20 protein-coding genes are annotated in these 14,756 nt (G+C 67.3%); 12 read left to right on the forward strand and 8 right to left on the reverse strand.

The genetic code is table 11. The features are described from left to right. The first annotated feature begins 21 nt into the window (after positions 1–21). From IB225_RS03180 to IB225_RS03205, 6 genes are all read left to right on the forward strand, one after another. Positions 22–429, forward strand: coding sequence for a YbjQ family protein (locus tag IB225_RS03180; protein WP_192309676.1), 408 nt, complete (start codon positions 22–24; stop codon positions 427–429). 13 nt (positions 430–442) lie between these two features. Further along, positions 443–697: a hypothetical protein gene (locus tag IB225_RS03185; RefSeq protein ID WP_192309678.1), complete on the forward strand. Its 255-nt coding sequence runs from the start codon at positions 443–445 to the stop codon at positions 695–697. A 409-nt stretch (positions 698–1,106) separates the two neighbouring features. Then, complete coding sequence (locus IB225_RS03190) at positions 1,107–1,769, forward strand: hypothetical protein (protein WP_192309680.1); 663 nt, start codon at positions 1,107–1,109, stop codon at positions 1,767–1,769. A gap of 33 nt (positions 1,770–1,802) precedes the next feature. Further along, complete coding sequence (locus IB225_RS03195) at positions 1,803–2,144, forward strand: MmcQ/YjbR family DNA-binding protein (RefSeq protein WP_192309681.1); 342 nt, start codon at positions 1,803–1,805, stop codon at positions 2,142–2,144. A 28-nt stretch (positions 2,145–2,172) separates the two neighbouring features. Then, positions 2,173–2,589, forward strand: coding sequence for a hypothetical protein (locus tag IB225_RS03200; protein ID WP_192309683.1), 417 nt, complete (start codon positions 2,173–2,175; stop codon positions 2,587–2,589). Positions 2,590–2,636: 47 nt separating this feature from the next. Beyond that, the gene (locus tag IB225_RS03205) at positions 2,637–2,849 is read left to right on the forward strand and encodes a DUF4287 domain-containing protein (protein WP_192309685.1); all 213 of its coding nucleotides are present in this window, start codon (positions 2,637–2,639) and stop codon (positions 2,847–2,849) included. A gap of 37 nt (positions 2,850–2,886) precedes the next feature. Here IB225_RS03205 and IB225_RS03210 read toward each other — a convergent pair whose 3' ends face one another. Beyond that, positions 2,887–3,468, reverse strand: a complete 582-nt coding sequence (locus tag IB225_RS03210) for a DUF922 domain-containing protein (RefSeq protein WP_192309686.1) — start codon at positions 3,466–3,468, stop codon at positions 2,887–2,889. Between the two features lie 137 nt (positions 3,469–3,605). On the opposite strand from IB225_RS03210, the gene IB225_RS03215 reads away from it, so the two are divergent. The 4 genes from IB225_RS03215 (at position 3,606) to IB225_RS03230 (ending at position 6,044) form a co-directional block, all read left to right on the forward strand. Beyond that, the gene (locus IB225_RS03215; RefSeq protein ID WP_192309687.1) at positions 3,606–4,751 is read left to right on the forward strand and encodes a glycosyltransferase family 1 protein; all 1,146 of its coding nucleotides are present in this window, start codon (positions 3,606–3,608) and stop codon (positions 4,749–4,751) included. A gap of 7 nt (positions 4,752–4,758) precedes the next feature. Beyond that, positions 4,759–5,280: a phosphatase PAP2 family protein gene (locus tag IB225_RS03220; protein WP_192310836.1), complete on the forward strand. Its 522-nt coding sequence runs from the start codon at positions 4,759–4,761 to the stop codon at positions 5,278–5,280. A 127-nt stretch (positions 5,281–5,407) separates the two neighbouring features. Beyond that, a complete protein-coding gene (locus IB225_RS03225; RefSeq protein WP_192309688.1) occupies positions 5,408–5,839 on the forward strand; it encodes a DUF2178 domain-containing protein in 432 nt (143 codons plus the stop codon). Between the two features lie 19 nt (positions 5,840–5,858). Continuing rightward, a complete protein-coding gene (locus IB225_RS03230; protein ID WP_345776589.1) occupies positions 5,859–6,044 on the forward strand; it encodes a helix-turn-helix transcriptional regulator in 186 nt (61 codons plus the stop codon). A 13-nt stretch (positions 6,045–6,057) separates the two neighbouring features. Here the strand turns inward: IB225_RS03230 and IB225_RS03235 are convergent, their stop codons facing one another. The 7 genes from IB225_RS03235 to creB all read right to left on the reverse strand — a co-directional run bounded on the left by IB225_RS03235 (position 6,058) and on the right by creB (position 12,848). Beyond that, positions 6,058–6,942, reverse strand: coding sequence for a carbon-nitrogen hydrolase family protein (locus IB225_RS03235; protein WP_192309690.1), 885 nt, complete (start codon positions 6,940–6,942; stop codon positions 6,058–6,060). Continuing rightward, positions 6,939–7,544 (reverse strand): GNAT family N-acetyltransferase, encoded by a 606-nt coding sequence (locus tag IB225_RS03240; protein WP_192309691.1) that lies wholly within the window; start codon positions 7,542–7,544, stop codon positions 6,939–6,941. Before IB225_RS03240 ends, IB225_RS03235 begins: the two co-directional genes overlap by 4 nt. A 34-nt stretch (positions 7,545–7,578) precedes the next feature. Then, positions 7,579–8,583, reverse strand: a complete 1,005-nt coding sequence (locus tag IB225_RS03245; RefSeq protein ID WP_192309692.1) for an MBL fold metallo-hydrolase — start codon at positions 8,581–8,583, stop codon at positions 7,579–7,581. 178 nt (positions 8,584–8,761) lie between these two features. Continuing rightward, positions 8,762–9,172, reverse strand: a complete 411-nt coding sequence (locus IB225_RS03250; protein WP_192309693.1) for a hypothetical protein — start codon at positions 9,170–9,172, stop codon at positions 8,762–8,764. 10 nt (positions 9,173–9,182) lie between these two features. Beyond that, positions 9,183–10,553 (reverse strand): cell envelope integrity protein CreD, encoded by a 1,371-nt coding sequence (gene creD, locus IB225_RS03255; protein ID WP_192310837.1) that lies wholly within the window; start codon positions 10,551–10,553, stop codon positions 9,183–9,185. Between the two features lie 143 nt (positions 10,554–10,696). Then, entirely contained in the window at positions 10,697–12,136 is a 1,440-nt protein-coding gene (gene creC / locus IB225_RS03260; protein WP_192309694.1) for a two-component system sensor histidine kinase CreC, read from the reverse strand. 1 nt (position 12,137) lies between these two features. Beyond that, positions 12,138–12,848, reverse strand: a complete 711-nt coding sequence (gene creB, locus IB225_RS03265; protein WP_192309695.1) for a two-component system response regulator CreB — start codon at positions 12,846–12,848, stop codon at positions 12,138–12,140. On the opposite strand from creB, the gene rlmJ reads away from it, so the two are divergent. Together rlmJ and IB225_RS03275 are read left to right on the forward strand one after the other, a co-directional pair. After that, entirely contained in the window at positions 12,847–13,704 is an 858-nt protein-coding gene (rlmJ, locus tag IB225_RS03270) for a 23S rRNA (adenine(2030)-N(6))-methyltransferase RlmJ (RefSeq protein ID WP_192309696.1), read from the forward strand. The two genes, creB and rlmJ, sit on opposite strands and share 2 nt — an antisense overlap. Positions 13,705–13,783: 79 nt before the next feature. Continuing rightward, on the forward strand, positions 13,784–14,734 hold the full coding sequence (locus IB225_RS03275; protein WP_192309697.1) for a DUF808 domain-containing protein: 951 nt from the start codon (positions 13,784–13,786) through the stop codon (positions 14,732–14,734). The last annotated feature ends 22 nt before the right edge of the window (positions 14,735–14,756 follow it).

The raw sequence follows: 14,756 nt of genomic DNA on the forward strand, positions 1-14,756 counted from the left end.
ACCACCACCGCCGGAACCACGATGACCGACCCGTACAACTCCTCCTCCGCGTACTCACCCTCGGCCGGCGCGTCGCGCGCCGCCGCACTGCCCCTCAGCGATGCCATGGTGACGACGGCGCTGGAACTACCCGGCTTCCGGATCACGCGCAACCTGGGCATGGTGCGCGGCATCACCGTGCGCTCGCGCTCGATCGTGGGCAATTTCCTGGGCGGCCTGCAGTCGCTGTTCGGCGGCAACATCACCATCTACACCGAACTGTGCGAACAGGCGCGCGACGAGACCTATCGCGACATGTTCCAGCACGCACGTCAGCTGGGCGCCAACGCCATCATCGCCGTCCGCTACGACGCCACCGACGTCATGGCCGGCCTGACCGAAGTGCTGTGCTACGGCACGGCCGTGATCGTCGAACCGCTCGGCGACTGACCCCGGCACTGTCGTGCGCATCCTCCGGTGGTTTCTGCAGACACTCGCCGCTCTCATCGGCTTTGCCGCCGGCTGGTATCTGACACTGCTCCTGCTGATACGCCTGATGACGCCCTCGCCCAGCTGCGATGCTCCCTGTGATGGCCCGGCATACGTGGGGCTAGGACTCTCGATACTGGCGGGACCGATCGTCGGTGTCTTCACCGGTCTGGCTGCCGTCGTGCTGGTGTCCTGCCTGATTCGCCAGGATGTGTCCGGCCAGGTGTGACCGTCTCTTCTTGCGTACCGCGCGGCGTGGCCTGTCATTCGCCGGCGGTCATCCATCCCTTCCAGCGACCTGCCGCGTGATCCCTCGCGATGACGCGCATGTATATGCCGCGTATGACGCTTCATAGCGCGCGATATCACCGTCCATAGCCGTGGTAATGGACGGTGATACCGACCGGTATCACCGGAGATACCGGTTGGTAGGCCGGATGACCTGTTGGAGTATCACGGGACATACGCCAACGCATCACGGCGCATGACCATCGGATGGTCGCGGCATGTCAGTGGATATCCCGCGAGATACCAGTCGACATGACCGTTGATACCAACCGGTATCACGCCTGATAGGCGCGCTCATGTCCGTCCATACACCGCCCTATGACGCGTCATATCGCGCCGTATGGCGAGTCATGGAAAGTGGTATCAACGACGGGTTTCCGCCGACTGTCGAGGGGACTGCCCTGCATGGCGCAGGGACCAGCGCCCATTGCGACGCGCCGCCCGACGGAACGACTACCCTTGCCGGCTATAGTGACGCGACCAGACAGGATGCCCGGGACGCCATGGACGCACCGCCGAACGAAATACGTCTCGCCTTGAACCTGACGCTCGGCGAGCGCATCCGCGCGAATCTCCTGCTCATGCTGCGGCACTGGCCGAGCGTGATCGGGACGCTGGTGTTCATCGCCATGGGCGTCACGGTGATCGTCCTGTACCTCGCCAGCGGCAAGCCGCTGCGCCCGATGACGGTCGCCATTGCCCTCTTCGCGTTCTGCTTTACCCCGATCATGGCCGTGCTCAACGCACTCACGGTCCACTTCAACAAGCGGGCGCGCGAACCGTTCACCTATACGTTCAACACCGAAGGCATCCACGTTGACGCCGTGACCCAGGCCTATACGCACCGGTGGGCGGCGATCTCGCGGGTGAAGACGCTGGGCGGCTTCCTGATGTTCTTCTTCGCCCCGGGGGCCGCGCACTGCCTGTCGCTGAAACGCCTGGATGCCGCGCAGCGGTCGGCGCTGGTGCTGATGGCGCGGGAACACGGCGTCGCCGTGGACGTCGCGCCGTGACTTGATGTCCCCATTCTTCGATCGAGGTCCCCGATGAAGCTCGCCACCGTCCGCACCCATGCATTGTCGCTCGACGCGGTGACCGAGGAACCGCACCACACGTATTCGTCGTTCCATGTGCGCGGCAAGATCTTCGTGACCGTTCCCCCGGAAGAAACCCACCTGCACGTGTTCGTGGGCGAGGAAGACCGCGAACAGGCATTGGCGATGTACCCGGACTTCACCGAGAAACTGTTCTGGGGCAGCAAGGTGCTGGGCCTGCGCGTGGACCTGGCCAATGCCACGCCCGCGGTGGTCAAGGCACTGGTCGACACGGCCTACGCGACGCGCGTGCGCAAGGATGCGGGGCCGCCGCGCGTACGCAGGCCACGTTGAAACACGCGACCGTCCAGGATCCACACGGATGAATCTCCTCCTTCTCGTCAGCGGCGTTGCCGCCCTTGCCGTCCTGGGTTGGCGGATCCATCGCCAGTACCTGCGCCGACATCGGATCTGGACGCTGGGCTATCGCTACGCACTGCCTCCCGACGAGCACTACGAGTTCGAGTTCCACGCGTCGTTTGCGGACGAACAGGAAGCCCGTCGTTGTATCGACAGGGTCTCCGTCCCCGGTCTTGCTTCGCGGCTGGAGCTGTCGCCCAACGGACAGCGCTGGGCCGTGTTCTGGCGCCTCTCCATGCCGGCGAGGCGCGCCGAATTCGACACCGTGCTGGCGGCCGTGCATCGCGGTATCGCGGACGCAGGCAGCGCCGAGACCGTTATCGTCTGCAGTGCGGGCCTGCGCGGCAGCGGCACGGCCTTCGTGCTGCATGCGAAGTGATGCACACATCTTCCATCCATCATCCAACTTGCCGGACAGACACCGCCATGAGCACCGACACCAAAGTGAAAGGCCCTGCGTCCTACTTCCCCTCCATCGAGAAGACCTACGGCCAGCCCGTGACGCACTGGTTCGCCGTGCTGGAGACCGTGAAGGATCTGAAGCACATGGAGCAGGTGGCCTTCTTGAAGACCGAGCACAAGCTGGGCCACGGCCACGCGAATGCGCTGGTCGCTTATCTGAAGGCGAAGAACGGATGACGCCCGTCGCGCACCGGAATCGTGGCGCGCAGGCCACTCAGTCCAGCACGACGCCCTGGGTTGCCCCGTGCCGCGTGCGGTCGTCGTAGGCGCGACTCAACGTCCGGTACTTGTCCATCACGCGCATGGCCTTGATGTTGAATGCGCGCTCCACCGCAGCGCAGTCGCCGGGCGGCAACGTATCCGCCAGTCGCCGGATCTCTTCGGCAGCCCGGGTCCCGTGCCGGTAGTGGACGACCTCGTGCGACCGCAAGGCCTCCAGGTATCTGCTCCACGCCTCGACCACCGCCACCGGCGTGCCCCTGTGCGGCGTCCAGTGCGGCAGCGTCACGGTGGTCTGCCATTGCACGCGGACGTCGGTGGCCCTGCATTGTCCCTCGGGACCTGACAGACCGAACGCCCACTCGATCCGCCACCGCGTCAGCCCTTGCACGACGCGCCCCTCCTCGTCGCGGGGGCCGTCGGACTCGAGCGAGCGCTGCAACTGGCGGAGGCTGCCACCCTTGACTTCGTAGTGCTGCACGGTGGCGTGTGGAAACAGCGGGTCCGGACCGGCCTGCGACGCGGTCAGCGCCAGCACCAGCACCAGCGTGATCGCCTGTCTCCACCCCTGCCTCATCCACGTACTCCGACGGAGCCCGCGGACATTCTTCCATGCACCGGGCCGCGATGGGGTACGCCGTCATCCTCCGGTCACCAAATAGAAACACCGGCGACACCTCCTGCGTCCAGCATGCGCAAAACGTGGAGCCGCGCATGCGCTTTGCCATCGTCACCGAGACCTATCCGCCGGAAGTGAACGGCGTGGCCCTGACCGTGCAAGGGTTGGAGACCGGTCTGCGGCAGCGTGACCATGACGTATCCGTGATCCGGCCGCGCCAGCCCGGCGACGGCATGGACATCGACGACACCCTGCTGGTCCGCGGTGCCAGCCTGCCGCGGTATCCGGGACTGAAGTTCGGCCTGCCCGCCACGCGCCGCCTGCTGGCGCAATGGAAAGCCTCACCGCCGGACGCGATCTACGTGGCCACGGAAGGCCCTCTTGGCTGGTCGGCGCTGCGAGCGGCGCGACGGCTGGGCATTCCGACGGCGACCGGCTTCCACACCCGCTTCGACGAATACATGCGCGACTACGGCGTGCGCTTCCTGCAGCACACCGCACTGCGCTGGATGCGCCGCTTCCACAACGGCGCCGATGCCACGCTGGTGCCGACGCACGAACTGGCCGACTTCCTGCAATCGCAGGGCTTCCATCATGTGGTGCGGCTGGCGCGTGCGGTCGATGCGCGCCATTTCAGCCCCGCGCAACGCGATGACGCCTTGCGCGCCGAATGGGGCATCGGACCGGAGGATCTGGCGGTGATCTACGTGGGCCGCATCGCCGCCGAGAAGAACCTGGACCTGTCGATCCGCGCGTTCCGTGCGATCCAGCAGACGCAGCCGACGGCGAAATTCGTGTGGGTGGGCGACGGTCCGGTGCGCGAGCGCCTGGCGCAGGAGCATCCCGATTTCCTGTTCTGCGGCGTGCAGCGCGGCGAAGCGCTGGCAAAGCACTTCGCGAGCGGCGACCTGTTCCTGTTCTCCAGCCACAGCGAAACCTTCGGCAACGTCACCCTGGAAGCGATGGCCAGCGGCGTACCGACCGTGGCGTTCAACTACGGCGCCGCCCGCGAACATTTGATCGACGGCCAGCATGGCGCGGCCGTGGAGAACGACGACGACTTCCTGGCCGCCGCCCTGCGCCTGGCGGCGGATGCCGCGCTACGCCGCACGCAAGGCCACGCCGCCAGCCTGGCGATGCGCGGCCTGCATCCGGACCAGGTGGCGGCCGACTTCGATGCCCTGCTCACCGACCTCGCCCTGACACGGAGAAGCCACCATGCGTCCGTTGCTGCCGCGTAATGCCTTGATGGGCCGGGACACCGGCTGGTGCCTGCGGGCCAACCGCTGGGGCGAATGGAGCGGCGTGCGCCGGTTCTTCGCGATCGTCAGCCGGTTGGGCGACGGCGTGTTCTGGTACGTGCTGATGGCGGCGCTGATCGTGGCGGACGGTCTGGATGGCTTGGCGGCCTCGGCGCATCTGGCCGGCACCGGCGTGATCGCACTGACGCTCTACAAGGCGCTGAAGCGCTGGACCAGGCGGCCACGCCCGTTCGCCTCCGACGTGCGCATCCGCGCCTGGATCGCGCCGCTGGACGAATTCAGTTTCCCGTCCGGCCACACGCTGCATGCGGTGGCTTTCACCGTGGTGGCACTGGCCCACTACCCGGTGCTGGCGCCGTTGCTGATCCCGTTCGCCGCCTGCGTCGCCGCGTCGCGCGTGGTGCTGGGCCTGCACTATCCCAGCGACGTGCTGGCCGCCACGGCCATCGGGACCAGCCTGGCCGGTCTGTCGATCTGGCTGGTGCCGGGCGTGAGTCTGCTGGGCTGAGCCCGAGGTCGGGACAAACATTGCGAACTTGGAGTTACGTTTCAATAACTCAATGTTAGACATTATTGACATTGAGTAAGCCAGTCCTTACATTTCTCCCCGTCCAACCACCAACGGGGAGAGCACCATGCTGTCGAGGGAACGTTTCGCCTGGGTCTGGCTGACGGCGCTGGCCGTCGTGTTCGCGCTGTACTTCGCCTACGTCTCGGTCAATGCCGATGCCGTCGCAACCCTGCACATGGGGCAGCGCATCGGCCTGCTGGCCATGGCGCTGGGGGCGCTGGGCATCATCGCGGCCGTGGCTTACCTGGTGACCCGCGAGCGCGACGAAGAGGGCCGCCTGGTCCCTGCCGACGAGCGCGACCGCCGCATCGAGGCGCGTGCATCGATGTACGCCTACTACGTGCTGATGGCCGGCATCATCCTGGTGGGCTGCGTGATGCCCTTCACCACCGGCGGCTGGACCATCGTGCACACCACGCTGCTGGCGATCGCCGCATCGGAATTCGTCCACTCCGGCCTGATCATCCACGGCTATCGTCGAGGCCTGCGTGTCTGAGGGCCACGTCACCAACCAGATCCGCACGCTGCGCTTCCTGGCGGGCGAAATGACACAGGCCGACCTGGGCAAGCGCGTCGGCGTGACGCGGCAAACCATCGCGGCGATTGAGGCCGGCAAGTATTCGCCCACGCTGGAGTGCGCCTTCCGCATCGCGGAAGTGTTCGACAAACCGCTGGCCGAGGTCTTCGGCTGGGAACGCTGAGCGGCGTCGCCGCTCAGTCCAGCCGTTCGACGCGTGCGCGCACCAGGGCGGGCTGCAACTGGTCCGCCCAGTCGCGATCGTTCGCCACCTGCGCATCGGCCCGGCTGCGGTCGAGCGCGTCGAGATCCAGGTCGGCGATGGCCCACACCTGGTCGCCGGTGGTCTGCACCACCACGCCATCGGCAGGCAGGCCACGGTCCATCGGCGCGAAGATCGCGGCTTCACCGGTATTGAGGTCCAGCGCGGGGCTCCACGGCGCTTCGCCGGCGGTCACCGACTGCGCCACGAACATCCGGTTCTCCAGCGCGCGCGCCAGGCAGCCGATGCGCACGCGGGTGGCGCCCGCGTCGGTATCGGTGCAGCTGGGCACCAGCAGCAGGCGCGCGCCGGCTTCGGCCTGTGCGCGCACGGGCAGCGGGAACTCGCTGTCGTAGCAGACGGATACACCGCTGCGCACGCCGTCCAGGTCGAACACCTTCAATGCATCGCCGCCGTCAATGACACCGAGCCCCTTCTCGAAACCGGTGAGCTGCAGCTTGTCCTGCCACGCGTGCGCGCCCTGCGGCGTGAACACATCGCTGCGGTTGCGATACCGGCCCCCGCCCTGCGCGAGCAGGAAACTGCCGGCGACGATGTGCAGGTCGAGTTCCTTCGCCAGTCGCGCATACAGCGCGAGCCAGTCGTCGCGGTAGCGCTGGATCGCCGCCAGCGAGGCGTGCAGATCGGCTTGCGTAGCCGCATCGAAGGTGGCGGCCAACTCCAGCGACAGGTACTCCGGCAGCACCGCGATGCGGGCGCCTTGCACCGCCGCATCGGCCAGCACGTCCGCCTGCCGCGCAGCGAAGGCGATGAAATCAGCCGGCGACTGGATGGCGTACTTGGCGACGGCGACCTTCATCGCATCGGCTCCAGGCCGCGCAGCCAGAAGGTCAACGCATGGTCGATCTCGCCACGGTCGATCTCGTTCCATGCCAGGCGCATCGTCATACCGGGCTGGCGCATGTAGCCGCGCTTGTCCCAGAACGCCTCGTTGCCGCGATGGCCCGCCGGCTGCCGCGGATCGTCGCGTTCGCGGTCCACTGCGCAGAACGCGGTCCACGCGAAGCGGCCCAGCGCGCGTGCATGCGCTTCGCGATGGTCGAAGAACGCATGGCCGATGCCATTGCCACGGTAGGCCGGCAGCAGCACGGATTCGCCGAAGTAGAAGACCTCGTCCGGATCCATGCCCGTGTCGAGGAACGGCTGGCGGAAGGCCTCGGTATCGTCGACCAGCGGCAATCCCGTGGAGGCACCGACCACCTGCCCCGCATCCATCGCCAGCACGAACAGGCTTTCTGCCGAGCGTGCGTAAGCGTCGAGATAGTCGCGCTCGAAGTCGAGATCGCCTTCGTACAGATAGGGCCAGTCGCGGAACACCGCCACGCGCAGGCGCGCCACGTCATCCAGCCAGGGCGTGATCTCGGGCCCGCGATACAGGCCGATGGAGTAGGCAGGCGTCATGCCGCCAGTGTAGCGGCATGACGGTGGGCCAGCTTCAGTGCGCGTGCGCGACGTGCCGGTGGTCGTGCTCGCCGTCCTGCGCCAGCAGGCGGTAGTGCACGGTATCCGCATCGCCCAGGCCGACACCGTGCGGCCGCGAAGCCACGCCGTCCTTGCCGAAGTCCAGCACCGCACCGACGCCCGCGTAGAGATAGCGATCGCCGAACGCCTTCAGCAGGGCGGCGAACGTGGGTTCGCCGGTGCAATGGCCGGGCGCGATGTACTGGATGTCATGCGCCTTCAAGGCATCGGCCAGGCCGGCGATGGCGGTGTCGTCGGCGTTGACGAAGTGGAAGCCGCCGATCACCAGATGGATCTGCGGGTCGATCTTCGCGGCGGCATCGACGATGCTCGCGATGCCGGGATGCGAGCAACCCACTACCAGCACCAGCCCCTTGTCGGTGCGGATGGCGAGCGAGAGTTCGCGCAGCTCACGCGTGCCCGGCGTATCTGACACCGCCGCGATCGTCCACACGCCCGGTGCGATCTCGGTGGTCTCGGCCAGCGGCTTGAAGTTGCCGGTCGGCCAGGCGCGGCCGAACTGCAGGCGCTCGGCGGGTTCGCCGTCGTAGTAGCGCATGCGGGACGGCAGCGTGGCGTCCTTGCGGTAGAAGCTGGATGGCAGCGACGAACCGTAAATGCCGAAACCTTCCTGCGGTGCGTAGACCGGCACCTGCGGATTGACCTTCAGCACTTCGACCAGTCCGGCCATGTGGTCGGCGTGGCGGTGCGACATCACCACCGCATCCAGCCGCGACAGGTCGATGCCCTTGGCCTTGACGTTGCGCGCGAAGATCGCCGCATCGTTGCCCGTATCGAACAGGATGCGCTTGCCACCGGCTTCGACCAGGGCCGCGAAGCCCCAGTCCTTCTCCAGCGCAGGATCGTCGCCGAAGGCGTCGTAGATCACGGTGATGCGGGGCGCGGCCACATCGGCGGCGAACGCGGGCAAGGCCAGCAACGACAGGCCAAGGATCGCGAGACGGGAAAGAAGGCGCATGCACAGGCTCCGGGAAAGCGTTGCCGCGAGCTTACGCGTCGCACCTCACCGTTCCGTGGCGCTTATACCTTTTGACTGATAACCAGCACTCATGTGCTTATGCCGCACCCACGAAGTGGCCGGCGGCCTGCCCTGCTCCCTCCATGGAGACGTGGACAGACCGCCGGCCGGGGCGAACTCAGTGGATCGGGGTAAGGGACGCCGCGTCGTCCCACGCGTAGATGGCGAGACCTCCGCGTGTGTCGAGCCGCAGGCAGGCGTGCCGGTCGCGACTGGTCGTGATGAAACCGGTGGCCGGGCGTGCGGCGACCGGTTGCCAGGCGTCGTACACGAGGGGCGCGCTCCGTCGCCCGAGGCCTTCCCTGGCCGTGCGTGCCTCCTGCAGGAACCTCAACGAACCCTCGCGCAGCGCGGACAGCGTGCCGCGGGACAGTTCGAACACGATGCTGCCGCGGTGACGGTGACGCAGGGGTAGCAGTAGCGCCGCCAGTCCCGCCTCCCCCGCCGCGTCGAGCACGACGCGGCGGGTATCGATCTGTGCGGGCAGCACGCGGCGTGCGCGCCGGTGCAGCGTGGCGAGATCCAGCATGGTCGTGGCCTCAGCGCAGTTCCGTGCCCAGCCCATACCAGTCGACCTTGCGGGTGACCCACATGATCGCGGCCAGGATGCCGAACAGCAGCAGCGAACCCATCAGCAGCGCGTTGTCTTCCGACACCAGCAGGCCATAGAGCACGCCGTAGAGCATCGTCAGCATCGTGGCGAAGCCGGCCGCCCGCGCCCAACTCTTCAGTACACCGGACAGGTAGACGAACTGCAGCCCGATACAGGCGACTGCGGACACCAGGTAGGCCTGCCAGAAGGCGATGTGCTCGGACAGGCTGAGCAGCAGCAGGAAGAAGATCGCCAGCGCCAGGCCGACCAGCAGATACTGCAGCGGGTGGATCGGCAGGCGCTTGATCAGTTCGAACAGCGCGAAGCCGACGAAGGTCAGTACGACGAACAGGATGCCGTACTTGCTGGCACGGTCGGCCTGCGTATACACATCGATGGGATCCACCAGGCTGACGTGCAGCGCATCGACGCTGCCGTTCAGCGGTGCGGCCAGGACGCGGCCTTCCACGATGCGGTCCGCCTGCGACGATCCACCATCCTCGCCGCGCAACTGCTTCTGCGCGTTGCTGGCGAGCGAGGAGATCTTCCAGTTGGCGGTGAACCCGGTCGACGTGACGTCGCTGGCAGGCGAATAGCCTTCGAACTTGGGGTGCGGCCAGGCCGAATCGATCCTGATCTGGTTGTTGTCCGCCAGCGGAACCACCGACAACGACTCCGTGCCTTTCAGCGTCAGCTTCATCGCGATGCGGTCGCCCGCGACGCGCCCGTCGCTGATCGCCGGCAGATCGGCATGGATGCCGTCCATCCGCGCGCCGAGGTAACCGGTGCCGGACTGCAGCGGGATCGTCGCGCCGTCGACCTTCAGGTCCGGCGCGCCCACCACGCCGCGTACGTCGGATACGCCGAAGACCAGGTAAGGCACGCCGTACTGGCGTTCCGCATCCTTCGCCGACGCGCCCGGCAGGGCCGGATCGAAGGTCGCCTGCAGATCGGCCTGCCACTCGTAGACGCGCACCTTGTATAGCCCGACCTTGCGCTCGTCGGGATTCATCCGGCCCGACACGGCCAGCGTCTTCGGCATCTGCAGCAGATGGCCGCTGGTTTTCTCTTCGCGCTGGCGCTTCACGCCCTTGTCGTCCACCCACTCGGAACGGCGGGTTTCGGTCCACGGGACCACGCGGATCGGCCCGGTCAGGCGCTGCTTGCCGGCAGTGCCTTCGACGACCCGCTCGACTGCCTGCAGTCGGTAGGACTCGCGCTCCTGGATGGTGCCGCGGATCATCATCAGCGGAATGAGCAGCAGCAGGACCAGCCCGCCGACGGTGAGGAAACGCAACAGCAACTTCAATGACTTCATGTCGATGCCCCGGTTGGATACGGGACGCATCGTCGGATGGCTCCGTGCAACGGGCAGGAAGCCTGTTTGAAGACTGTGTGAAGTGGATCAGCGTGTATTCGTTTCCCTTCTCCCCGCTTGCGGGCAGAAGGCATCCACTATCACTACACCCTTGGCAGCGAAAGCACCGCTTCCGCGCCGCCATCGGCACGATTGGTGAGTGCCGCTTCACCGCCATGCAGGCGCATGACCTCGCGTACGAATGGCAGGCCCAGGCCCGAGCTGCGTGGCCCGCCATCGGGGCGTGGCAGCGAGTAGAAGCGCTCGAACACGCGTTCCTGCGCATAGTCGGGCACGCCCGGACCGCGGTCGCGCACGACAAAGCGCACCTGCCCGTCCGACTCATCGACCGCCAGTTCCACCGTGCTACCCGCCGGCGAAAACGCGATGGCGTTGTCGAGCAGGTTGGTCAGCGCGCGGCGCAGCAGGAAGGCATCGCCCTCCACCGCCCACGTCCCCGCCTGCGGCAAGCGAACCACCTCGACGCCATGCGGCGTCAGCTTCGCGTCCAGGCCCTGCACCACCTCATCGGCGAGAGCCGCGACATCGATGCGCTCGCGGCGCTGCAGCCAGCCGTGCTGCTCCACTTCGGCCAGCGCCAGCAGCTTGTCGATGGTTTCGGTCAGCCGCAGTTCCTGGGTCTGGATGTTGCGGGCGAAACGCTGGCGCTCGGCTTCCGGCAATGGCTCCTGCAGCAGCTCCGCCGCGCCGCGGATGGCGGCCAGTGGGCTCTTCATCTCGTGGGTCAGCGACTGCACGTACTGCTCGACGTAGGCCTTGCCCTCCAGCTTGCGGCGCATCGTCTCCAGCGCGCGGCCAAGGTCGCCGATCTCGTCGGCACGCGGCCGCGGCGGTGGCACGGGTTCGCCCGCGCTGACCGCTTGCGCATATCGGTTCAGTCCGCCGATGCCGCGCACCAGCCACCACGTCATCAGCACGCCGATCAACGCGGAAATGCCGATCAGCCACGCCCCACGCAACAGGATGCTGCGCTGGCTGGCGACGATGAAGGGCTCGATGCTGCGGTTCGGCTGCGACAGCGTCAGCACGCCGATCAGCCGGCTTCGGTCGGCGGGATCGTAGATCGGCGCCGCCACATGCATGACGGTGTTGGCCTTGTCGCCGGGCACCTCGGCGCTGGAGCGCGCGCCGTATTCGCCGCGCAGCGTGCGGTAGACGTCGTTCCAGCGCGAATTGTCGCGACCGACATCGCGCCCCTGCGAATCGAACACCACGGTGCCGCGCGCATCGGTGACGGTGACGCGGTAGTCCACCGATCGCTTCTGGAAACGCCAGACCCAGGCCTTGGGATCGCGTTGTTGTGCCTCGGCCACGTTGCCGGCGAACGCGCCGTTGGCGAGGTGGCCGGCCTTCAGATCGTCGGCCGCCATTTCCGCCAGCATGTTGGCGGCATCCACCAGCGTGGATTCCATCGCCTGGCGTACGCCCGGCTTCACCTCGTTGACGAACACACGCATCACGAAGAACGCGGCGATGCCGACGATCAGGAAGAAGCCGAGGACGAGCTTCAGCCCAAGCCGCATGTCAGGCCTCGATGGCGTAGCCCAGTCCGCGATGCGTGCGGATCGGGTCGGGGTCGGCACCTGCGGCACGCAGCTTGGCGCGCAGGGTCTTCACGTGGGTGTCGACGGTGCGATCGGCGCTGTCGGCATCGCTGTCCCAGCCGCGGTCCATCAGCTGCGTACGGCTGAGGATGGCGCCGGGACGCTGCAGCAGCGCGTCCAGCAGCGCGTACTCGTAACGGGTCAGGTCGAGCAGCTGGTCGCGGAAGCGGATGCGGTGGCCGTCGCGGTCGACGGCGAAGGCGCCGCGCTCCAGCCATGCGCCCGTCTCCGCCTTGGGCGCAGCATGGGCGCGCCGCAGCCGCGCGCGCACGCGGGCGACCAGTTCGCGCGGCGAGAACGGCTTGGTGACGTAGTCGTCCGCCCCCAGTTCCAGCCCCAGCACGCGGTCGATCTCGTCGTTGCGCGCAGTGAGGAAGATCACCGGCACCTCGCTGAAACCGCGCAGTTCGCGGCAGACATCGAAGCCGCTGGCATCGGGCAGGCCCACGTCCAGCACCACCACGTCGACCCCGCCGGCGCGCACGCGAGGGACTACCTCGCGGGCGAGCAGGCAGTGTTCGGCCTCGATGCCTTCGCTGCGCAGCGCATACAGCACGGCATCGGCGATGGCGGTTTCGTCTTCGGCAATCAGTACGCGTGGCATGGCGCAAGCATATATGCTGCGCGCCATGAATTATCGCCACGCCTACCACGCCGGCAACCATGCCGACGTCCTCAAGCACATCGTGATGTTGGCCCTGGTCGATGCGCTGAAGCGCAAGGACGCGCCCTTCTTCGTATTGGACACGCACGCCGGGCGCGGCCGCTACATGCTGGGTGGACAGGAAAGCCGCAAGACCTCCGAAGCGGCTGGCGGCGTCTTCAAGCTGATGGGGGCCGCGCGCCTGCCCGATGCCGCCGAGCGATACCTGCGTGCGGTGGTGGCCAACAATCCGGTCGGCGCCCTGATCACCTACCCCGGCTCGCCGCTGCTGGTCGCGCAGGCGTTGCGGCCGCACGACCGGCTGGCGGCCTGCGAACTGCAGCCCGAGGAAGCGCAGGCGCTGCGCGAGGTGTTCGACGACGACGACCGCGTCGCCGTGCATGCACGCGATGGCTACGCGGCCATGAAGGCCCTGCTGCCCCCGCGTGTGGGCGAACAGCGCATCGCGCGTGGCCTGGTGCTGATCGATCCGCCTTACGAAGTCCAGGATGCCGAATACCCGCAGATCATCGCCTCGCTCCGCGATGCGCTGGAACGCTGGCCAGCGGCGACCTACGTGGTCTGGTACCCCATCAAGCAGCGGCGCAGCCTGCTGCCGTTCTTCCGCAAGGCGGCGACACTGCCTTCGAAGGGCGCGTTCGTCGCCGAACTGCTGGTCCGTCCCGACGATTCCCCTTTGCGACTCAACGGCAGCGGCATGCTGGTGATCAACCCGCCCTGGCAACTCGACCAGGCGGTGTCGCCGGTGCTGCCGGTGCTGGCCTCCACGCTGGGCGAGACCGGCGCCAGCCACCGGTTCGAATGGTTGCGGGAACCGGCCTGACCCCGACACCCGGCGCACGCGGCGCCGTCAGGGGGCTGTGCGAGAATCGCCGCTCCTTCCTCTCGACGACACCCCTTCCATGGCCGGATCCAGCCTGTTCGCCCTGATCGACGACATCGCCACCCTGCTGGACGATGTGTCCGTGATGACGAAGGTGGCCGCGAAGAAGACGGCCGGCGTGCTGGGCGACGACCTGGCGTTGAACGCGCAGCAGGTCACCGGCGTGAAGGCCGACCGCGAGCTGCCCGTGGTGTGGGCGGTGGCGAAGGGCTCGGTGGTCAACAAGGCCATCCTGGTGCCCGCGGCGCTGGCGATCAGCGCGCTGGAAACTTGGCTGCACGGGCGTGGCTACAACATCCCGCTGGTGACCCCGCTGATGATGCTGGGCGGCGCGTTCCTCTGCTTCGAGGGCGTGGAGAAGCTGGCGCACAAGTTCCTGCACAAGGGCGAGGACGACCAGCGCCACGCCGAACGCGTGGCCGCGATCCAGGACGAGAACGTCGACATGGTCGCGTTCGAGAAGGACAAGGTGCGCGGCGCGATCCGCACCGACTTCATCCTGTCGGCGGAGATCATCGTCATCTCGCTGGGCACGCTGGCCGGCCGCACCTTCATCGAGCAGGTCCTCACGCTGCTGGCGATCTCCGCGATCATGACGGTGGGCGTGTACGGCCTGGTCGGCGGCATCGTGAAGCTGGACGACGCCGGCCTGGCGCTGGCGGCCGACAAGCGCGAGAGCGGCTGGGCCCGCTTCAAGCGCGCCTTCGGCCGCGGCATCCTGTACAGCGCGCCTTACCTGATGAAGTTCCTGTCCATCGCCGGCACCGCGGCGATGTTCCTGGTCGGCGGCGGCATCCTCGTCCACAGCATCCCGACCCTGCACCACTTCATCCAGCCATACGCGGAAGGCGAGCTCGGCTGGCTGTGGGGCAGCCTGTTCAATGCCGGCGTCGGCGTGCTGGCGGGCGCGGTGATCGTCGCCGTGGTCACGCTGGTCTCGCGCCTGCGCGGCAAACGCCACGGGGCCTGAACCGGCGGCGTCGCGACCCTCG

Origin of the sequence: Pseudoxanthomonas sp. PXM02, assembly GCF_014851805.1 — a bacterium.
In the GTDB taxonomy this organism is placed as follows: Bacteria; Pseudomonadota; Gammaproteobacteria; order Xanthomonadales; family Xanthomonadaceae; genus Pseudoxanthomonas_A.

Excerpts from the sequence above, each read along its gene's own strand:
- IB225_RS03180 (WP_192309676.1), top strand. The coding sequence starts at position 22 with ATGACCGACCCGTACAACTCCTCCTCCGCGTACTCACCCTCGGCCGGC.
- IB225_RS03190 (WP_192309680.1), top strand. The coding sequence starts at position 1,107 with ATGGAAAGTGGTATCAACGACGGGTTTCCGCCGACTGTCGAGGGGACT.
- IB225_RS03195 (WP_192309681.1), top strand. The coding sequence starts at position 1,803 with ATGAAGCTCGCCACCGTCCGCACCCATGCATTGTCGCTCGACGCGGTG.
- IB225_RS03200 (WP_192309683.1), top strand. The coding sequence starts at position 2,173 with ATGAATCTCCTCCTTCTCGTCAGCGGCGTTGCCGCCCTTGCCGTCCTG.
- IB225_RS03205 (WP_192309685.1), top strand. The coding sequence starts at position 2,637 with ATGAGCACCGACACCAAAGTGAAAGGCCCTGCGTCCTACTTCCCCTCC.
- IB225_RS03210 (WP_192309686.1), bottom strand. The coding sequence starts at position 3,468 with ATGAGGCAGGGGTGGAGACAGGCGATCACGCTGGTGCTGGTGCTGGCG.
- IB225_RS03215 (WP_192309687.1), top strand. The coding sequence starts at position 3,606 with ATGCGCTTTGCCATCGTCACCGAGACCTATCCGCCGGAAGTGAACGGC.
- IB225_RS03220 (WP_192310836.1), top strand. The coding sequence starts at position 4,759 with ATGGGCCGGGACACCGGCTGGTGCCTGCGGGCCAACCGCTGGGGCGAA.
- IB225_RS03225 (WP_192309688.1), top strand. The coding sequence starts at position 5,408 with ATGCTGTCGAGGGAACGTTTCGCCTGGGTCTGGCTGACGGCGCTGGCC.
- IB225_RS03235 (WP_192309690.1), bottom strand. The coding sequence starts at position 6,942 with ATGAAGGTCGCCGTCGCCAAGTACGCCATCCAGTCGCCGGCTGATTTC.
- IB225_RS03240 (WP_192309691.1), bottom strand. The coding sequence starts at position 7,544 with ATGACGCCTGCCTACTCCATCGGCCTGTATCGCGGGCCCGAGATCACG.
- IB225_RS03245 (WP_192309692.1), bottom strand. The coding sequence starts at position 8,583 with ATGCGCCTTCTTTCCCGTCTCGCGATCCTTGGCCTGTCGTTGCTGGCC.
- IB225_RS03250 (WP_192309693.1), bottom strand. The coding sequence starts at position 9,172 with ATGCTGGATCTCGCCACGCTGCACCGGCGCGCACGCCGCGTGCTGCCC.
- creD (WP_192310837.1), bottom strand. The coding sequence starts at position 10,553 with ATGAAGTCATTGAAGTTGCTGTTGCGTTTCCTCACCGTCGGCGGGCTG.
- creC (WP_192309694.1), bottom strand. The coding sequence starts at position 12,136 with ATGCGGCTTGGGCTGAAGCTCGTCCTCGGCTTCTTCCTGATCGTCGGC.
- rlmJ (WP_192309696.1), top strand. The coding sequence starts at position 12,847 with ATGAATTATCGCCACGCCTACCACGCCGGCAACCATGCCGACGTCCTC.
- creB (WP_192309695.1), bottom strand. The coding sequence starts at position 12,848 with ATGGCGCGCAGCATATATGCTTGCGCCATGCCACGCGTACTGATTGCC.
- IB225_RS03275 (WP_192309697.1), top strand. The coding sequence starts at position 13,784 with ATGGCCGGATCCAGCCTGTTCGCCCTGATCGACGACATCGCCACCCTG.